The organism is Photobacterium damselae, from assembly GCF_003026815.1.
Classification (GTDB): Bacteria; Pseudomonadota; Gammaproteobacteria; order Enterobacterales; family Vibrionaceae; genus Photobacterium; species Photobacterium damselae.
This window is the reverse complement of sequence record NZ_PYOG01000001.1, coordinates 446,713-463,103: the sequence shown is the minus strand read 5'-3', so window position 1 is coordinate 463,103 and position 16,391 is coordinate 446,713. Positions and strand designations below refer to the sequence as shown.

General features: G+C 38.8%; 15 protein-coding genes and 2 tRNA genes. 11 read left to right on the top strand and 6 right to left on the bottom strand.

Features of this window, described 5'->3' with window-relative positions; genetic code table 11:
* Positions 1-121 precede the first annotated feature (121 nt).
* From ligA to CTN07_RS02085, 5 genes are all read left to right on the top strand, one after another.
* Entirely contained in the window at positions 122-2,137 is a 2,016-nt protein-coding gene (gene ligA, locus CTN07_RS02110; protein ID WP_036764258.1) for an NAD-dependent DNA ligase LigA, read from the top strand.
* A 582-nt stretch (positions 2,138-2,719) separates the two neighbouring features.
* Positions 2,720-4,132, top strand: a complete 1,413-nt coding sequence (locus CTN07_RS02100; protein WP_005300542.1) for an OprD family porin — start codon at positions 2,720-2,722, stop codon at positions 4,130-4,132.
* Positions 4,133-4,275: 143 nt separating this feature from the next.
* The gene (locus CTN07_RS02095) at positions 4,276-4,467 is read left to right on the top strand and encodes a hypothetical protein (RefSeq protein ID WP_005300540.1); all 192 of its coding nucleotides are present in this window, start codon (positions 4,276-4,278) and stop codon (positions 4,465-4,467) included.
* 187 nt (positions 4,468-4,654) lie between these two features.
* Complete coding sequence (gene gltX, locus CTN07_RS02090) at positions 4,655-6,079, top strand: glutamate--tRNA ligase (protein WP_005300535.1); 1,425 nt, start codon at positions 4,655-4,657, stop codon at positions 6,077-6,079.
* Positions 6,080-6,242: 163 nt separating this feature from the next.
* A tRNA-Ala gene (locus CTN07_RS02085) sits at positions 6,243-6,318 on the top strand.
* 134 nt (positions 6,319-6,452) lie between these two features.
* Here CTN07_RS02085 and CTN07_RS02080 read toward each other — a convergent pair.
* Positions 6,453-6,989: an LA_2272 family surface repeat-containing protein gene (locus tag CTN07_RS02080; RefSeq protein ID WP_005300532.1), complete on the bottom strand. Its 537-nt coding sequence runs from the start codon at positions 6,987-6,989 to the stop codon at positions 6,453-6,455.
* 556 nt (positions 6,990-7,545) lie between these two features.
* On the opposite strand from CTN07_RS02080, the gene CTN07_RS02075 reads away from it, so the two are divergent.
* The 3 genes from CTN07_RS02075 to CTN07_RS02065 are packed head-to-tail and all read left to right on the top strand — an operon-like array spanning position 7,546 to position 11,086.
* Positions 7,546-8,661 carry a hypothetical protein gene (locus tag CTN07_RS02075; RefSeq protein WP_005300529.1) on the top strand — a complete coding sequence of 372 codons (1,116 nt, stop codon included), beginning with the start codon at positions 7,546-7,548 and terminating at the stop codon, positions 8,659-8,661.
* Entirely contained in the window at positions 8,661-9,140 is a 480-nt protein-coding gene (locus CTN07_RS02070; protein WP_036764255.1) for a three component ABC system middle component, read from the top strand. Before CTN07_RS02075 ends, CTN07_RS02070 begins: the two co-directional genes overlap by 1 nt.
* The gene (locus CTN07_RS02065) at positions 9,137-11,086 is read left to right on the top strand and encodes a DUF3732 domain-containing protein (protein WP_005300526.1); all 1,950 of its coding nucleotides are present in this window, start codon (positions 9,137-9,139) and stop codon (positions 11,084-11,086) included. Before CTN07_RS02070 ends, CTN07_RS02065 begins: the two co-directional genes overlap by 4 nt.
* Before the next feature lie 44 nt (positions 11,087-11,130).
* On the opposite strand, the gene CTN07_RS02060 is transcribed toward CTN07_RS02065, so the two are convergent.
* A tRNA-Arg gene (locus CTN07_RS02060) sits at positions 11,131-11,207 on the bottom strand.
* Between the two features lie 59 nt (positions 11,208-11,266).
* Positions 11,267-12,412, bottom strand: coding sequence for a flagellar assembly protein FlgT (locus tag CTN07_RS02055; RefSeq protein WP_005300524.1), 1,146 nt, complete (start codon positions 12,410-12,412; stop codon positions 11,267-11,269).
* A gap of 158 nt (positions 12,413-12,570) precedes the next feature.
* Between CTN07_RS02055 and CTN07_RS02050 the strand changes: the two genes are divergently transcribed.
* The gene (locus CTN07_RS02050) at positions 12,571-13,206 is read left to right on the top strand and encodes a FlgO family outer membrane protein (protein ID WP_036764254.1); all 636 of its coding nucleotides are present in this window, start codon (positions 12,571-12,573) and stop codon (positions 13,204-13,206) included.
* Between the two features lie 6 nt (positions 13,207-13,212).
* A complete protein-coding gene (locus CTN07_RS02045; RefSeq protein WP_036764253.1) occupies positions 13,213-13,674 on the top strand; it encodes an LPP20 family lipoprotein in 462 nt (153 codons plus the stop codon).
* Between the two features lie 33 nt (positions 13,675-13,707).
* Here CTN07_RS02045 and CTN07_RS02040 read toward each other — a convergent pair whose 3' ends face one another.
* From CTN07_RS02040 to flgA, 3 genes are all read right to left on the bottom strand, one after another.
* Complete coding sequence (locus tag CTN07_RS02040) at positions 13,708-14,133, bottom strand: flagella synthesis protein FlgN (protein WP_036764252.1); 426 nt, start codon at positions 14,131-14,133, stop codon at positions 13,708-13,710.
* Positions 14,134-14,162: 29 nt separating this feature from the next.
* Positions 14,163-14,483 carry a flagellar biosynthesis anti-sigma factor FlgM gene (gene flgM / locus CTN07_RS02035; protein WP_005300515.1) on the bottom strand — a complete coding sequence of 107 codons (321 nt, stop codon included), beginning with the start codon at positions 14,481-14,483 and terminating at the stop codon, positions 14,163-14,165.
* A 123-nt stretch (positions 14,484-14,606) separates the two neighbouring features.
* On the bottom strand, positions 14,607-15,302 hold the full coding sequence (flgA, locus tag CTN07_RS02030) for a flagellar basal body P-ring formation chaperone FlgA (protein WP_005300512.1): 696 nt from the start codon (positions 15,300-15,302) through the stop codon (positions 14,607-14,609).
* Positions 15,303-15,394: 92 nt separating this feature from the next.
* Here flgA and CTN07_RS02025 point away from each other — a divergent pair, with 92 nt between their 5' ends.
* Positions 15,395-16,318 carry a chemotaxis protein CheV gene (locus tag CTN07_RS02025; RefSeq protein WP_005300509.1) on the top strand — a complete coding sequence of 308 codons (924 nt, stop codon included), beginning with the start codon at positions 15,395-15,397 and terminating at the stop codon, positions 16,316-16,318.
* The last annotated feature ends 73 nt before the right edge of the window (positions 16,319-16,391 follow it).

Sequence of the window (16,391 nt, the reverse complement as noted above, 5' to 3'; positions counted from 1 at the left end):
AGGGCCTGTTTTTTTATTAATGTAGTAAAATCTAACGAATACCATATTTGCACATACTCCTATGTACCTTAACGTTACTTGAGTATATGCAAAGATAAAATATATTTAGGTAAGTAAGACAATGAGTAACGAACTTCATCAAGAACTATTATCGCTACGCGAACAGTTAGATTATCACGGTTATCGCTATTACGTTGAAGATAATCCAGAAGTCCCAGATGCTGAATATGATCGTTTAATGCAACGATTACTGACTATCGAATCTGAGCATCCTGAGTGGGTGACAATAGACTCTCCTAGTCAGCGTGTTGGTGGTGTTCCTCTTGATGGCTTTACTCAAGTTAAGCACGAATTACCTATGCTATCACTTGATAATGCATTTAATGATGATGAGTTACGAGCTTTTCAAAAACGTATTCAAGATCGTCTAAATGATGCCTCAGCTATCCAATACTGCTGTGAGCCTAAATTGGATGGTTTGGCTGTCAGCTTATTGTATGAAAATGGTGTTCTTGTTCAGGCTGCCACTCGAGGCGATGGTACCACAGGCGAAAATATTACGAATAATGTGCGTACCATTCGCAGCATTCCGTTAAAACTACAAGGTAATGATTGGCCAACTCGAATTGAGGTTCGAGGTGAGGTCTTTATGCCTAAAAAAGGGTTCGAACAACTCAATCAACGAGCACTAAAAAAAGGCGAGAAAACCTTTGCTAACCCGCGTAACGCAGCAGCAGGTAGCCTACGTCAGCTTGATTCTAAAGTAACTGCAACCCGTCCATTAAGCTTTTATGCTTATGCGGTTGGTATTGTAGAAGGCCGTGAGTTAGAAGGCTCGCAATATGACCGTTTGTGCCAATTAAAATCGTGGGGCTTTCCAATGAGTCCTGAAATTCGTCGAGTTGATAGTATTGAAGAGGTTATTCGCTATCATCAGATGATCGGCGAAAAGCGCGAGTCGTTAGAATACGATATTGATGGTGTCGTAATTAAAGTGGATAAGGTTGATACTCAGTTACAACTTGGTTTTGTGGCACGAGCACCTCGTTGGGCGATTGCGTATAAATTCCCTGCTCAAGAAGAGATGACGCTACTGAATAATGTGGAGTTTCAAGTTGGCCGAACAGGAGCGATTACCCCTGTTGCTAAGCTTGAGCCTGTCTTTGTCGGTGGGGTAACGGTTAGTAACGCAACACTTCATAACGCTGATGAGATTGCCCGCTTAGGTGTGATGGTGGGCGATACCGTGATTATTCGCCGTGCAGGTGATGTGATCCCACAAATTGTTTCTGTGGTTGAGTCTCGTCGGCCAGCTGATGCAAGCCCAGTAATCTTCCCAACTGAGTGTCCGGTATGTCAGTCTAAAGTCGAGCGAATAGAAGGTGAAGCCGTTGCGCGTTGTACAGGTGGCTTATTCTGCCAAGCTCAGCGTAAAGAAGCTTTGAAGCACTTTGTGTCTCGTAAAGCACTTGATGTTGATGGTTGTGGTGAAAAGGTGATTGAACAATTGGTTGATCGCGAAATGGTAACTACGCCTGCTGATTTGTTCCGTTTAAGCGCTGGTGTGGTTACGGCTTTAGATCGAATGGGGCCTAAGTCGGCACAGAAATTGGTTGATGCTCTTGGTAATGCCAAAGAAACGACATTGTCTCGCTTTATCTATTCATTAGGTATTCGAGAAGTAGGGGAAGCGACTGCTGCAAACCTAGCTCATTACTTTGAGACTTTAGAAGCATTGATGACTGCGAGTAAAGATCAATTAATCGAAGTTCCTGATGTGGGTGAAATTGTGGCTGCTCATATCTTTAATTTCTTCCGTGAAGAGCACAACCTTGCTGTGGTTAATGATTTACGTGATGTTGGTATTCATTGGCCTGATATTGAAAAAGTTGCAGATGATGTTGAGCTGCCTTTTGAGGGGAAAACAGTTGTCTTAACGGGTTCGTTATCACAGCTGTCGCGTACAGAAGCGAAAGAAGCACTTCAAAAGCTAGGGGCTAAAGTAACGGGGAGTGTTTCGAAAAAGACTGATCTTGTTGTGGCGGGTGAAGCGGCAGGTTCAAAGCTGACGAAAGCTCAAGAGCTGGGTATTGAAGTTTGGGATGAACAACAATTGATCGATTTCATGCAGCGTTAATATTCTGACCAAAAACAGCTGTTGAAAATAAAACCCTTGTTTCTGATTGAGGCAAGGGTTTTTTATTATTACGAGTTACTTCAAATATTAGGCTTATTACTTTTATTCTGCTCATTATTGAAACGTTATTGTGACTTTATTTTTTATCTTCAAAAAGAATAACTCTGTCTGAGATTTCATGCCTAAAACTAATGAATTCGATTCATAGATTAAAATGTTAATAGTGCAATTTTACTAATTTATAAATTTGCACTGTATCACAATATTTATTCTTATTGGTATAACTATTTGATTGTTATCGATTTTGTTGTTTTTGTTTTTATTTTTGAACTGGATCACTATTAACAAGGGAACTTTGCACTGCGTCATATTTTTAACACAAGAAATTAAGTTCTGATTGATGTTTTGCGCTGCAAAAGTAGTCTTAGTAATCGAAGAGAGACAAAGGTTCATTGTAAGAACCAAGAATATATGGTTTAGCGGATTTTCAATCGGCTGGCATATGGGAGAGTTACTTGCTGCCTCGGCGGCCAACCATTTCAGGTAGCAAGTAAACAGCTAATATCTTTTAGGAGTTATTCCATGGAAGCTAAGTTTTTCAAAGTATCTGCACTAACAGCAGCAATGGTAGGCGCATTCGTAGCAATGCCAGTAATGGCAACTTCCGACAGTGCTGCAGGTCCTGAGTATGTTGAAGCAGTTAATGAGTTCATTGATGGCTCAACACTAGCGGGTGTTGCCGTTGTTGATACTCGTTCACGTACTCGTACTACTGGTAAACCAGGTGGTCAAGATGGCGATCGTTGGAGCCGTCTAAACTACTCATCTTACAACCTAATTTTAGATTTCACTTCTGGTTACCACGATGGTTGGCTAGGTGCTGATCTTGGTGGTTACTTCTCTGGTGACCTTTACAATGACAGTGCTGTAAATGGCGGTACAGGTGAATACCTATGTAACGAAATCTCTACCTGTAACAACCTTGACTGGGGCGCAGGTGATGGTCAGCAATTTAAAGTAACACGTGCTGCGCTTAAGTTTAAAGCTGGCGAAGCTGTTGACGGTCGCTTCGGTTTCACTCAAGCGAATGGTAACGGTGTTCTAGGTAATGTATGGTCATTTGTTCCTGGTACTTATCGTGGTGCTGAGCTAAACGCTAATCTAGATCGTTTCAAGCTTACATACTTTATCGCTGACCAATTTACAGCACCTTGGCTTCTAAGTGAAAATGACTACGCTCCAGCACTTTGGTCTGACACTTCTTGGAGTATGGTCCACTCTCTAGGTTTCTCTGGTAATGTTTCTGACCAACTATTCATCCAATTGGGTCTAGGTCAAGCAACAGATGTTCGTTACGCAAATAGCATCGATTGGGGTGCTGGTGTAGTGAATTCTTACCACGGTGAAACTGACACAACAGGTTACAAAGCTTACGCGAAGTACACTTTCAACGAGAACATGTCATTGGCTTATGACTTCTACGGCGTAAACGATGACGTTCAGTATGATGGTCTAGGTTTCACAACAGGTCTATCTTTCAATGCTAAGTTTGGCCAGTTCTCTTGGATGTCTGACCTTCAGTACGCATCAAGTAATAACGACCGTGATGTTAACCCACGTATGATTTACACCTATGGTATGACTAACGGTACTTACTCACTATGGTGGGATGCCCTATCTGACTGGAACAAGTCTGGTGAGGTTGCATGGTACAACCGTATTTCTTACGACCAAGGTAATGGTTGGAACTACTACCTAGGCTTCGGTTACGGTACTGGCTCTAAATCTGCCGCTGAAGGCGCGAAGGGCGATTGGGATTATGAGAGCGAGTACGCATTTAACGCAACAATTGCATACTCTCTACAATCTGGTGCTCTTAAGGGCTCAACAATCCGTCTACACGGTACAGTGCTAGAGCGTGATGAATATGCTGGTGCACCTAAAGCTGATGAAACGGATCTACGTTTCCAAGTTATTATCCCTTACACTTTCTAATTTGAATTGTTAAGAGATACCACTTTAAAAGACTCGCAATTAGCGAGTCTTTTTTATTGGAGAAAATAAATGCATCTAGCTTGAGAGGTGAAGTATCTTGTCTATACTTTTTTGTGATGTTAATCACAAAATGAAGGTGCTTTATGAAAAAGCTAGTTTTTGCTGTATGTCTAGGGATGGCTGTCTTCACAAGCTCATCTGTCTTTGCTAATGGTGGTAATAGTGGTGCTGGTGGCGGGTTTGGTCAAACTATTTGTACTTTACCTGATGGTAGTTATGGCTTTATGCCTTGGTTTGCGTGTAAGTGGAAAGGTGGGGAGTCTCTCGACTTTTAGTTTTTCTTTTATCGTCTTGCTCCTTATTCGCTAAGAGAAGGGATGCTCTTACGTTTTAATTCAACTTTTCATGAGTGCTAAGTTGATGAGGATTATTGTAGATTTACCTCACAGTGCTAAAATAGCGTCATTAGTCTTTTCGCAGCATAGATAAGCTGCATAATCCTTCTTTATTAAGGTAAGTCAAATGACGGTTAAAACTCGCTTTGCACCAAGCCCAACTGGCTTTTTGCACGTAGGTGGTGCACGTACAGCTCTATATTCTTGGCTATACGCAAAACACAACAATGGTGAATTCGTTCTACGTATCGAAGATACTGACCTAGAGCGTTCTACTCAAGAAGCGATTGATGCCATTATGGAAGGTATGGAATGGCTTGAGTTGAACTGGGACGAGGGCCCATACTATCAAACCAAGCGTTTTGATCGTTATAACGCAGTTGTTGATCAACTACTTGCTGAAGACAAAGCATATAAGTGTTACTGCCCTAAAGAGCTTCTTGACGAAATCCGTGAAGAGCAGATGGCAGCGGGTGTAAAACCTCGTTACGATGCTAACCATCCAAAAATAATTGCGGCAAATGCTGCAGCAACAGAAGATTCCCCATTCTGTATCCGTTTCCGTAACCCAAAAGAAGGTACGGTTGTATTTGATGATAAGATCCGTGGTCGCATTGAAATCGCAAACAGCGAGCTAGATGATCTGATCATTCGTCGTACAGATGGTAGCCCAACATATAACTTCTGTGTTGTTATCGATGACTGGGATATGGGTATTACTCAAGTTGTTCGCGGTGAAGACCATATCAACAACACTCCTCGTCAAATCAATATCTATAAAGCACTAGGTGCACCAGTACCTGAGTTTGCTCACTGTGCAATGATTCTTGGTGATGATGGTGCAAAACTGTCTAAGCGTCATGGTGCGGTAAGCGTAATGCAATACCGTGATGAAGGTTACCTACCTCAAGCACTACTAAACTACTTAGTACGTCTAGGTTGGTCTCACGGTGACCAAGAGATCTTCTCAATGCAAGAGATGATCGATCTATTTAGCCTAGAGTCTGTAAGTAAGTCAGCATCTGCATTTAACACAGACAAACTACTATGGTTGAACAATCACTACATCAAAACAGCAGAACCTGAATACGTAGCTAAATACCTTCAGTGGCACCTAGATCAAAAAGAGATCTCTCTTGAAAATGGTCCAGCAATTACTGACGTGATTAAGCTTGTGGGTGAGCGTTGTAATACTTTGGTTGAGTTAGCAGAGCAGTCTCGCTACTTCTACCAAGATTTTGATGCTTTCGAAGAAGGTGCAGCGAAGAAACACCTACGTCCAGTAGCAAAAGAAGCATTAGAGCTTGCTCTTGCAAAAGTTGAAGCATTAACTGAGTGGACAACTGAAAATCTACATGCAGTTATCGCTCAAGTGTGTGAAGAGCTTGAACTAGGCATGGGTAAAGTAGGTATGCCTCTACGTGTAGCAGTAACTGGTCAAGGTCAATCTCCATCTGTTGATGCTGTAATGCAATTAATCGGTAAAGACCGTGTTGTTGCTCGTATTAAGATGGCTCTTGAGTTCATTGCAGCTCGCGAAGCAAACGCTTAATTTCTATCGAATAACTCGATAATAAAAACGAAGGTATCTCGGTATCTTCGTTTTTTTTATCACTATTATTTGATGTACTTAACAGTTTATTGCTTATTTAGACTCTTCGTTAATGTACTCTATTGACATGAAATCATTAGGTTTTTATTATTCAGCTCATCAAGGGGCTATAGCTCAGCTGGGAGAGCGCTTCGCTGGCAGCGAAGAGGTCATCGGTTCGATCCCGTTTAGCTCCACCAAATTTAAAACCTCGCTATTAAGATTTGTATAGAGATCTTTATCGCGGGGTTTTTTCTTTTTATCTCTTAATGAAAATAAAAACGGCCACCTCATGGCAGCCGTAATCATCATCATATAGTTAACTAATATTCAATTAGAAACGAGCGTTAATGATAGGGAATACCGGTAGGTTCTTGCTTACGAAAGTACCTGATTTGTCATAGTTGATCAGACCGATCTGAACACCTTGGTTGATATGATCTGTTGCGTTAACAAAACCAAACTGTAGACCGTTTAGAGTACCTGCATAGTTGAAAGTACCAAACTGAGCACCGGTAAAGTTACCTGCTGTGTAGTTAGCTAGACCAAAATCTACACCTTTTGCATTGCCATCGTTCCAGTTAGCTAGACCGAATTCAACACCAGTCATCATAGAGCGAGTACGGTTAATACCAAATGCAAGACCGAAGTTTAGACCTTTAAAAGTATCAATATCCGATAGACCTAGGAACGAGAAGTTAACACCCGTTACTGAACTTGTGTGGCCGTAAAGGGCATTTAAACGAACACCTGTTACGTTACCAGCAGGTAGGTTTACGCCTGGTACGGATAGCTGAATTGGTGTATCAGCCATTGCTGCAGGGGCTGCCATTGCTGCACATAGTGCAAGAGATGCGATTTTTAATTTCATTTTAATTCCTAATAGATCTCATTTGTGACTGAGTAAAATTCACTGAGGTATATTTGATTCTTTATTATCAATAAAACAATTTTATCTCTTTGTTTATAAAGCTATATTTATCATAGATAGATAAATATAGTAAGAAAAAAAATATTGTTTTATATTTTTGCGAGTTCACGAAATACACTAAATTGTATATAAATTTATAATACGAAGTGTAGGAATAGTGTCAGAATTTTATAGGAGATGAGAGATGGCGCTCCCTACTGGAGTCGAACTCTTATGTAGATCATAAAACCTATAAATGAATTAGTGATAGGTCAATTATCTATGTGTAAATATCAATCAGCTTTAGTTTTTCTGGATTTTCCTTAATTGGCTATTTTTACTTGCAATGGTGCTGCATTTGTACAGAATGATACCATCTTAATTATATGGTTATTAAAATACTTTAATTTATTACTGATTGGAAGTTTGACAGAACAAGCTTCATTGGTATTACTAAATTGTAAAATATTCTATGTGTGTGAAGTGATTTAGAGTAAATCAGGGAGTAATTGACAGGATGACAGATGGTTTTTCTAACAACGCTACACCAAAGTATTTAGGCTATGTGTATCAAGTCTTAATCGCCATTGAGAAGTGCTTTGACGCAAAACCCAATGAGACTATCTGGATAGAGTGCTTTGGGGATATTTATGACGGTAAGACGTTCACAGAGGTAAAACACCATGTAGAAGAGCATAACTTAGCTAGTAACTCAAAAGATATCTGGAACACTTTGAAGAACTTGGTAGTTGAAGATTCCTCTATGTTTGAACAAATTGTCTTACACACGACATCTTTCATTTCCGAGAGATCAATATTCCATGGTTGGAACACACTAAGTGCCCATGAAAAACTCAACCTCATAAAGTCTCACGAACCATCACTCTCAATTAAGCTTCTCTATGACAAAATTTTTGAAGATGCATCGGATGTCGAGTTATTAAGTATATTGTCTAGATTTACAATTGATCAATCTCGGGAGCATGTAGAAGAAAAATGGAAGAGCTTATTGGAAGCTCGCAAATTGAAGTGTGTGTTAGAGCCATACAGAGAAAGCATTTTACATTGGATATACTCATACGTTAATAAAAATGCAATCGTAGACCACCGACGTTGGAAGGTTAATATCAATGATTTTGATGATGCTTTCCAGTTTCAGGTTAACAGATGGAGTGGAGATAACATTCCTTTTCCTGTAGACCGCACGGAGTATGATACGGAGCAGCATGCTGATGGTTACTTGTTTTTATTAGAGTATAGAGATATTGGTTTGAAGGGGAGAGATCGAGGTATTGCTCTCAATGATTATTTTAAAGCTAAAAATAGCGAAGAGAGTCTTGTAGATCTTAAACCAGATATTATGCCCGAAATTATTAATAACTATTTAGTAGATGTAGTAGAGAAGGCTACAGGGTATAAAAGACAATATTCTTATGAAATAGATCCTGAAGATTTAGGTACATCTAAATCTAACAAGATTGCTCGTGATGCATATTTTGAATTTCATAATAGCTCGGTGCTAGAAGTGCCAGAGGTAAGTGGTACGAGACCTTATTTCATGAGAGGTAAGGTACATGAGGCTATTAATAACACCTCTTATACTTGGAAATATAATGAAGAGGATATTGACTAATGAACCCAAAAGTTATTAGAGATTTGAAATATTCACCATCTTTTATAGCAGATATATTATATGAATTTATTGAAGGATCTAGACGAATTGATGAACGTGGTGCAAAATTTGAGTTGATTTATCTTGTCGTTCCTTTTGTTATGGATGATATTTTAAGGGATAAACTGAGTAGGTCTAAAGCTAGTAGTACATTTCAAACAGCGTTCCTAAAAAATGATGAAATTAAAGAAAGGCTATTTTTTATAAATAATAAAGTTCTGTATTCAAAATCAGTTACTAATGATGGAATTATCTATTTGAGTTCTATGTATGAAACTATAATTAATTCTTTTATCTTAATTAAACATGAAGAAAAATGTTTATCTAATATAAGTGATTATAAAAAAGAATTTTTAAAAGCGTCTTACAACTTAGGTATAATATTTTCGAAAGAAGGATATGTTAACGTTCTTCTTAAATCCAAGGTCAAAAATATATGAAAGCTTTTTTAAGGAATATAATTCTTATTGGTCATGATGGTACTGTGAAAGACCTTGGGTTTGAACGAGGATTAAACATAATAACAGGTGATTCTAAAACAGGGAAAAGCGCTTTAATTGAAATTGTAGATTATTGTTTGTTTTCAAAGCGTTCAACAATACCTGTAGGGATTGTTACTGACTTTACTGATATATTCTGTTGTGTATTTGAACATAATAATAAGAAGATAGTTATTGGACGTTCGAATAGGCAACCAACAAAGTGCTATTTTGCTGTTGAATATTCAGTTGATTTTATTGCTGATAATATAATCAATGCTAATTACTTTAAATCTAAAAAAACTAGATCTAGATTAGAGGTTCAAAAGGACTTTGAAGAGCACTTAGGATTATCTGTTGAAGATACGTCGTTGACTGAAAATGATTATAACCTTAATAAAGGAAAAGTTTCAATTCGTAATGCTACTTCACTTTTTTTTCAACATCAAAATTTAATAGCTAACAAACATAGTTTGTTTTGCCGGTTTGATAACTTTATTAAAAGTAGATCGGTTATTGATCAGTTTCCTATATTCATGGGGTGGGTTGATAGCAGATACTATAGATTAAAGAAAAGATCAGAAGAATTAGAAAAACAAATAAAAAAGATAGATAAAGAAGAAAAGAAAACTCAGCTAGATATTCAAGAAAAAAGAGAAAAATTACTTATACCAATTAGGGAGTATTATAGAATTTTAAATCTTAAATTTTTGGATGAAGATGCATCATTAGATAAGTTGAAATATTTAGCGAGAAACTTGCCTTTTGTTCCATTAAATGCAGAACAAAATGTTGATTTCAATAAACAGTTAAATTCTTTAGAGAAGAAAAAAGATAAAGAACTTACGTCTTTATATGAATGTAATCAATTAATAAGTCTTATTAAGTCAAACGAAGAAGAGTCAATAGATTATTCTAATTCAATGGAGCGCCTCAAGGAAATATCACAAGATGAATTTGAGTCCAAACATAATGTTAGTTGCCCATTGTGTAATGCACCTGTAAGTAACGTTGTTGCTAGAGTAGAAGAGGTAAAGCATTCTAGAATGTTACTTCTAGATGAATTATCAAGAATTAATAGTTATAAGCAAGATAGTTCGAAATCCCTTAACTCATTACTTCTAAAGCGAGATAAGCAAAAGCAAGTTATAGCTAATATAGAAAATGAGATGAAACAATTAAGAAAATTGTATAAGGTTAAAAATAATTTAGACATAAGAGATTCATTAAATATTATTAGAGGGAGAATAGAGAGCTCTTTGGAAATTTTTATTGAAGGGCAAAGTTCAGAAAAAGCCAACCACTATTTGTCAGAATTAAGAGAAGAGTTAGAAATTTGCGATGAGCAGATTCGAGGTTATGGCCTTGAGCATAAGTTTTCTGAAGCTAACGCTCTCATTAACCAGACGATGAATGAGCTTAAAAAAGACTTAGATTTTGAAGATGACTTGCGAGATGGTGAAATGAAATTTAAAACAGAAGATTTCACGTTTACTTATTACTTTAAAAAGCAGGAAATACTGCTATCCGAAATGGGAAGCGGTGCAAATTGGCTAGCTTGTCATCTAGCTGTCTTTTTATCAATTTTAAAATTAACATCAAGTTCACATTCTGTGATACCTGCCTTCTTATTTTTAGATCAACCTAGTCAAGTATATTTCCCTAAGGTGACTAGAAGGTTTTCTTCAATAAATAAAGAAGAGTTATCGAATGAGGATGGAGTTGATGAGGATATCAAGCAAGTAATAAATATATTTAAGGTTATTGAGCGCTTCTTGGATAAACTCGAAGAAGATCCAAATGTTGGATTTAAGCCACAAATTATAGTTTTAGAACACGCAGATCAGCCTGAATTCAATAAATATATTCGCTATAGATGGTCTTCAAATGGATCTAAGTTGATATAAAGTACTTTGGGATAGGTGCAATGATTAACGGATTAATCCAGAGATGGCGCTCCCTACTGGAGTCGAACCAGTGGCCTTCCCCTTAGGAGGGGGACGCTCTATCCTGCTGAGCTAAGGGAGCTTCTTGATATGAAACTCCCTCATTATACTGAAAAAAAACAAAAATATAAGAGATTGTCGTTAACGTTTGACTTGCTTGGTCAGTAAATCACCGGTTTGGATGCTAGCAGCAAGATCCGGTTGGTTAATGATAAGTTCTGCTGACTTTTCATAAACACGGCTAACGACTAGGGTAAGTTGGGTGGCAACCATGCGAGTTCTTGGAATCCCCATTTGATCGATAAAGCTGGCACTGTGCCATAATTTCAATCTATCGCCCTCTTTTACCCCATGAATGCGTCCAACATTCATTTGAGCCATATTGCCATGAGCACTCACAATTTCAGGTAAGCTTGTTCGACAAGATAAGGAGTTTTCTAAATCTAGCATCATATTACGGCTTACTCGCTCAACGGCTAGTCCATAAGGAGATTGCCAGAATCGAGCAGACTTAGTATCTACGGTACTGGTACGAGAAAAAGGCCATAAAGCAATATCACGGTAATTCTTTTCAAATAGGATCTCTCCCGTTTTACCGTCCATAATGGTCATTGAAGTGGCAAATTGGCGATTCACTTGATCCTTTTTTAATAACTTTTGATCTAAGGTCGCAGAAATATCTGTAATTTGCCCACTGATAAGATATTGAGCATCTTTATCTTCTGCCAACATCATCATCATCGATGGGTTATTGGCATTAAATGGAATATGAGTGGTTCCTGCGACAACAAAACTTTGCGACCGTTGCTGGATTTGTCGCTTTAGCATGGTAGTAAAATCCTCTCCAACTTGGTAAATGCCACCCATCACCGCTTGTTGCTGAGAAAGTAAAGTGAAGTCACTAAGTAACAAAGGCTTTTTATATTGAGTCTTGTGGCAAGATTTTGCCGCAGGGTAAATATCAATGCGTGCAGTGAGGTAAAACTTGCCGCCTTGTTTATCGGTTTTGAGTACAGAGACTTGGCGTACTTCGTTACCACTGAAGCGATACTCTTTATTTTTCTCACTTAAATACGGTTTGATATTACTGAGTGTCGCAATATCAGCACCAGAAAAAATTATTGCTTGATAGATGGCATCTTCTAAAGCGTTAATGCGGGCTGTGCTTTCACTTTCTAAAATAACGGCTTGGCCCGTAACTTCTAGCCATTTAGCGTGAACGGGCAGAGAAAATACGCCACCTAGCATGACACTAAAGTTAAGCAATGCCACCAATATCTTTTTCATTCTTTCATTCTCGGTATATTTTTTGCTTTATTGCAGATCGGTTATGTAACCCTATAAGCAAAGAATGTTCCTAAAGTTAGATGATATTGAATATATTTAAAGTTTTTATGAATTTTGACGATAAACAGAGTGACGGTAGATCTAACTGGAGCAAAAGAATGAAAATATGGTGGGCCGTAGCGCTAACTTTGCTGGTAACCTCTTGTAGCAGTCCCGCTGTATATAACGGACGAGAACCTTATCCTGGTGCGTCATTTTCTTTGACTGAAACACCACGCCATACATTGGATTATTTCATCCAAGGAATGGCTGATCAGTTAGTGCAATCAAACCAATATCTAACCGCTCAAACACCAGTCGCTGTAACGTCATTTGTTGATTTACAGTCAATGAGCGAAACCAATTGGCTTGGTAATGCAGTAACGGAAAGCTTTATGTATCAGTTGCAACACCGTGGTTTTACCGTTGTCGATTATAAAATTACGGGTTCAATTAAAGTGACCCAAGCGGGTGATTTTACAATTAGTCGTGACTGGCGAGAATTAGCACCACAGCAGTCAGTTGATTATGTATTAACAGGAACCATGTTAAGACAAAGCGGTGGCGTTATGATCAATGCACGTATTGTAGGGATGCGCTCTCGTGTTGTGATTGCTTCTGCTCAAGGTTTTTTACCTGCTGATAGAATTGGTCGTGACCTTGATTTTATGAATAAGATTCAAATGCGTAATGGTGTATTGATTCGAAATGATATCAATAAATTATCAGATAATAATGTTATTTTGAGGCCTTAGAATTCCGTGAATAATAACTCCGTTTGGCTGCTAGGAGCCGTTCTTTTCGTTGCAGGATGCAGTGGTTCAAATAATGTTGGTTTTAGTTCTCCGTCATCGTCGTCTTATGGTAGCCAGGTGATTACGGCAGTAGGTTATGCCTCTATTAGTGATCAACAAGGTAGAAATGATGATGAAAAACGCATTCGAGCTATGCGCGCATCAAAAATTGACGCTTATCGAGAGTTAGCCGAGCAGGTTTATGGTGTGCGTATCAGTGCTCGTGCCGCGATGGAAGATCAACAATTGGGTCTTGAAGTGGCTGATGGTGCAACCGATGGTGTAATTCGCGGTGCTAAAGTCATTAGAAGCTACCCGGTAGGAGACAGTTACGTTACTGAAATGGAGTTGGATCTTAAGTTGATGGAAACCATGAAAGATCACGGTCAAATCATCCATGTTCCGGCACAAACACAGACGATATTTTAAGTTTAATGCTGGTGGGCGCTCAGGTGTTAAATATTAAGCTTTGAGGTTGGTGCCCAGAGAGCGGATATTCTGTGCAATACCATCACTGTTGTATGTCATTTGCTGCTTACCGCGGCTTTGCTGGAATAAATTATTGAGTTTGTGAAAGCTCAGTTGAGCACGTTGAAGTGCTTCACCATTAATGTCATTTTGTTGCTGGCATTGGCTAACAAGGGATGTTAATTCGATCACTTGCTGGGCTAGCAAAGGGGAGTCAACCAATGACGCTCGCTGTGGATGTTTGGCAATTTGGTGATCTAACAACTGAGCTTTTTGAATGCGTTCGAGCTTTTGCTTGGCAAAGTGTTCAATATTAAGTGCATTACGGGCAACGATAGCTTGCTTTTCTTGGCTAAGTATCTGACGTAATGCTTCTAAATTTTCTTGTTGCTGATTAAGCAAAGACTCAATATTTTCCACCTAACGCTCCATTACCGCTCTGTTATGGATTAGATATCTTTCAGTTCATTTTCAAACTTCATGATATTTGAAGCTAATTTATCAGGATCGACTTTGTATGATCCGTTACTGATCGCTTCTTTGATTTTAGCCACTTTATCGGCATCAAAACTTGGCTCGGTAGCTAATTGCTGATGAATTTGGCCTACCGCTTTACCCTGAGCACTTAATGAAATCTCATCGTGCTGGGTTGGTGTCGTTGATGCTGTTGTATTGCTTGTTGATGATGCATTGTCATTAACTTTTTGTTGCTGACTTCGCATGGTCGTCATCGCTTGACTATTTTGACGTAGTTGATCTATGCCTGCCATTGTGTGAACCCTTATCAGTGTCGAATTATTGTATTCTATAGTATGAACTATCGACTTGATCACCGTTTACTTTAGCACTATTTTGTCAAAATTATAATGAAAGCCTTGTGCTTATCATGGTGGTTAATAAGAGACATCGACCTCACCGACAGCGGAAACTTGGGCTGAGATGATTTTATTGGAGCGATTGTTTTTTACCCGGATTTGTTCGCCAAGGGTGCCATCAGATAGAGCAGTGCCTTGAGTGATGATCTTTAAGCCCGGTTGCCCGGCACTGATCACAACTTTATCATTACGACAAACCATACAAATATCATTCGCTTGTACGGCTTCACCAATTTTTACATTGCGTTTTACTTTAGCACCAAATAACGCCTGTGGTGATTGATAGATTGCCCCTCGTTGAAAGCGACTTTCGATAAGTGCAACAGTCAGGTTATTTTGGGAGAGAACCATTCCTCGGCCTAATGGAACTGAAGCGACAACCCGAGGTAGCAGTAGCTGCACGCGCACCGGGACATAGACTTGCCAATTTTCATGATTACATCGAACCAGTACAGTGGCATTGTTATTGATCTCTTGTTTGCCCGGTAACGATGTTTCTAGTGGTTCTGAACAATGAGAAAAACGTAGGCGAGAGTCCAATTGTGCCGCTTCGATGCTAAGTTCTCCCTCTTTAGGTGGTGTTATTTGAGTTTGAACAAAAGCTTCAGCACTGTGGCGAATTGTTTCGAGATCAATATCAGCAGCAAATGACATATTGTTACTAAAGATTACCGAAACAAGGCCGATAATAGAGGGGATAAATTTAAAACGCATTATATTGTCCGCTATTTGTTCGTTCTACATCAGATGACAGTGCAGATATTGGCATTTAGTAATACTTCTTTGCAAAACATTATGGAGTCCTTATGACGGGGATACTAGATTCGGTCAATCAACGAACCCAGTTAGTTGGCCAAAACCGATTAGAGTTATTGACGTTTCGTTTGATGCGACGTCAGCGTTATGGGATCAATGTCTTTAAAGTTAAAGAAGTATTGCAGTGCCCGAAGTTAACTACAATGCCTAATTTGCATCCATTAGTAAAAGGCATAGCACATATTCGTGGTCAAACCATTTCTGTTATCGACATGAGTTTAGCAACGGGCGGGCGTCCAATTGAAGATCTGTCTAACTGCTTTGTGATCATCTCTGAATTTAACCGCTCTGTACAAGGGTTTTTAGTAACCTCGGTTGAGCGTATTATCAATATGAATTGGGAATCCATTCTGCCTCCACCGAAAGGGGCGGGCCGCTCGAACTATTTAACCGCGGTGACTGAAATTGATAATGAGTTGGTTGAGATCTTAGATGTAGAAAAAATTCTAGATGAGATCTCCCCTGCTGATACCGATATAACAGGAACAGTATTTGAAGAGTTAGCGACTCAATTACCTGAGGTTAACCGTATTTTAGTTGCCGACGATTCCGCTGTTGCGCGTAAACAAGTTCAGCGAGCAATCGAAGCTATCGGTTATGAATGCGTATTGGTAAAAGATGGGCGTGAAGCGCTAAATACCTTAAAAGAGATGGCAAAAGAAGGCAGTATTTACGATCAACTGGCTTTGGTTATCTCAGATATTGAAATGCCTGAAATGGATGGCTATACCTTAACCGCTGAAATTCGTAATAACCCGCAACTGAAAAATCTCCATGTTATTTTGCATACCTCTTTAAGTGGGGTTTTTAATCAGGCAATGGTTGAACGTGTTGGCGCTAATGCCTTTATTCCTAAATTTAACCCAGATGAGTTGGGTTCAGCAGTACTTCAGGCGATCCCACAAACGAACTAATAGAAAGGTTTTATTTAAAGTCTATTTAAGGTTTTTGGGTTAAGAGGTTAAGATTTTCTGGTTAAAGTTTTTT

Excerpts from the sequence above, each read along its gene's own strand:
- CTN07_RS02080 (WP_005300532.1), bottom strand. The coding sequence starts at position 6,989 with ATGAAATTAAAAATCGCATCTCTTGCACTATGTGCAGCAATGGCAGCC.
- CTN07_RS02065 (WP_005300526.1), top strand. The coding sequence starts at position 9,137 with ATGAAAGCTTTTTTAAGGAATATAATTCTTATTGGTCATGATGGTACT.
- flgM (WP_005300515.1), bottom strand. The coding sequence starts at position 14,483 with ATGGCAGGCATAGATCAACTACGTCAAAATAGTCAAGCGATGACGACC.
- CTN07_RS02100 (WP_005300542.1), top strand. The coding sequence starts at position 2,720 with ATGGAAGCTAAGTTTTTCAAAGTATCTGCACTAACAGCAGCAATGGTA.
- CTN07_RS02070 (WP_036764255.1), top strand. The coding sequence starts at position 8,661 with ATGAACCCAAAAGTTATTAGAGATTTGAAATATTCACCATCTTTTATA.
- flgA (WP_005300512.1), bottom strand. The coding sequence starts at position 15,302 with ATGCGTTTTAAATTTATCCCCTCTATTATCGGCCTTGTTTCGGTAATC.
- CTN07_RS02055 (WP_005300524.1), bottom strand. The coding sequence starts at position 12,412 with ATGAAAAAGATATTGGTGGCATTGCTTAACTTTAGTGTCATGCTAGGT.
- gltX (WP_005300535.1), top strand. The coding sequence starts at position 4,655 with ATGACGGTTAAAACTCGCTTTGCACCAAGCCCAACTGGCTTTTTGCAC.
- CTN07_RS02095 (WP_005300540.1), top strand. The coding sequence starts at position 4,276 with ATGAAAAAGCTAGTTTTTGCTGTATGTCTAGGGATGGCTGTCTTCACA.
- CTN07_RS02050 (WP_036764254.1), top strand. The coding sequence starts at position 12,571 with ATGAAAATATGGTGGGCCGTAGCGCTAACTTTGCTGGTAACCTCTTGT.
- CTN07_RS02075 (WP_005300529.1), top strand. The coding sequence starts at position 7,546 with ATGACAGATGGTTTTTCTAACAACGCTACACCAAAGTATTTAGGCTAT.
- ligA (WP_036764258.1), top strand. The coding sequence starts at position 122 with ATGAGTAACGAACTTCATCAAGAACTATTATCGCTACGCGAACAGTTA.
- CTN07_RS02025 (WP_005300509.1), top strand. The coding sequence starts at position 15,395 with ATGACGGGGATACTAGATTCGGTCAATCAACGAACCCAGTTAGTTGGC.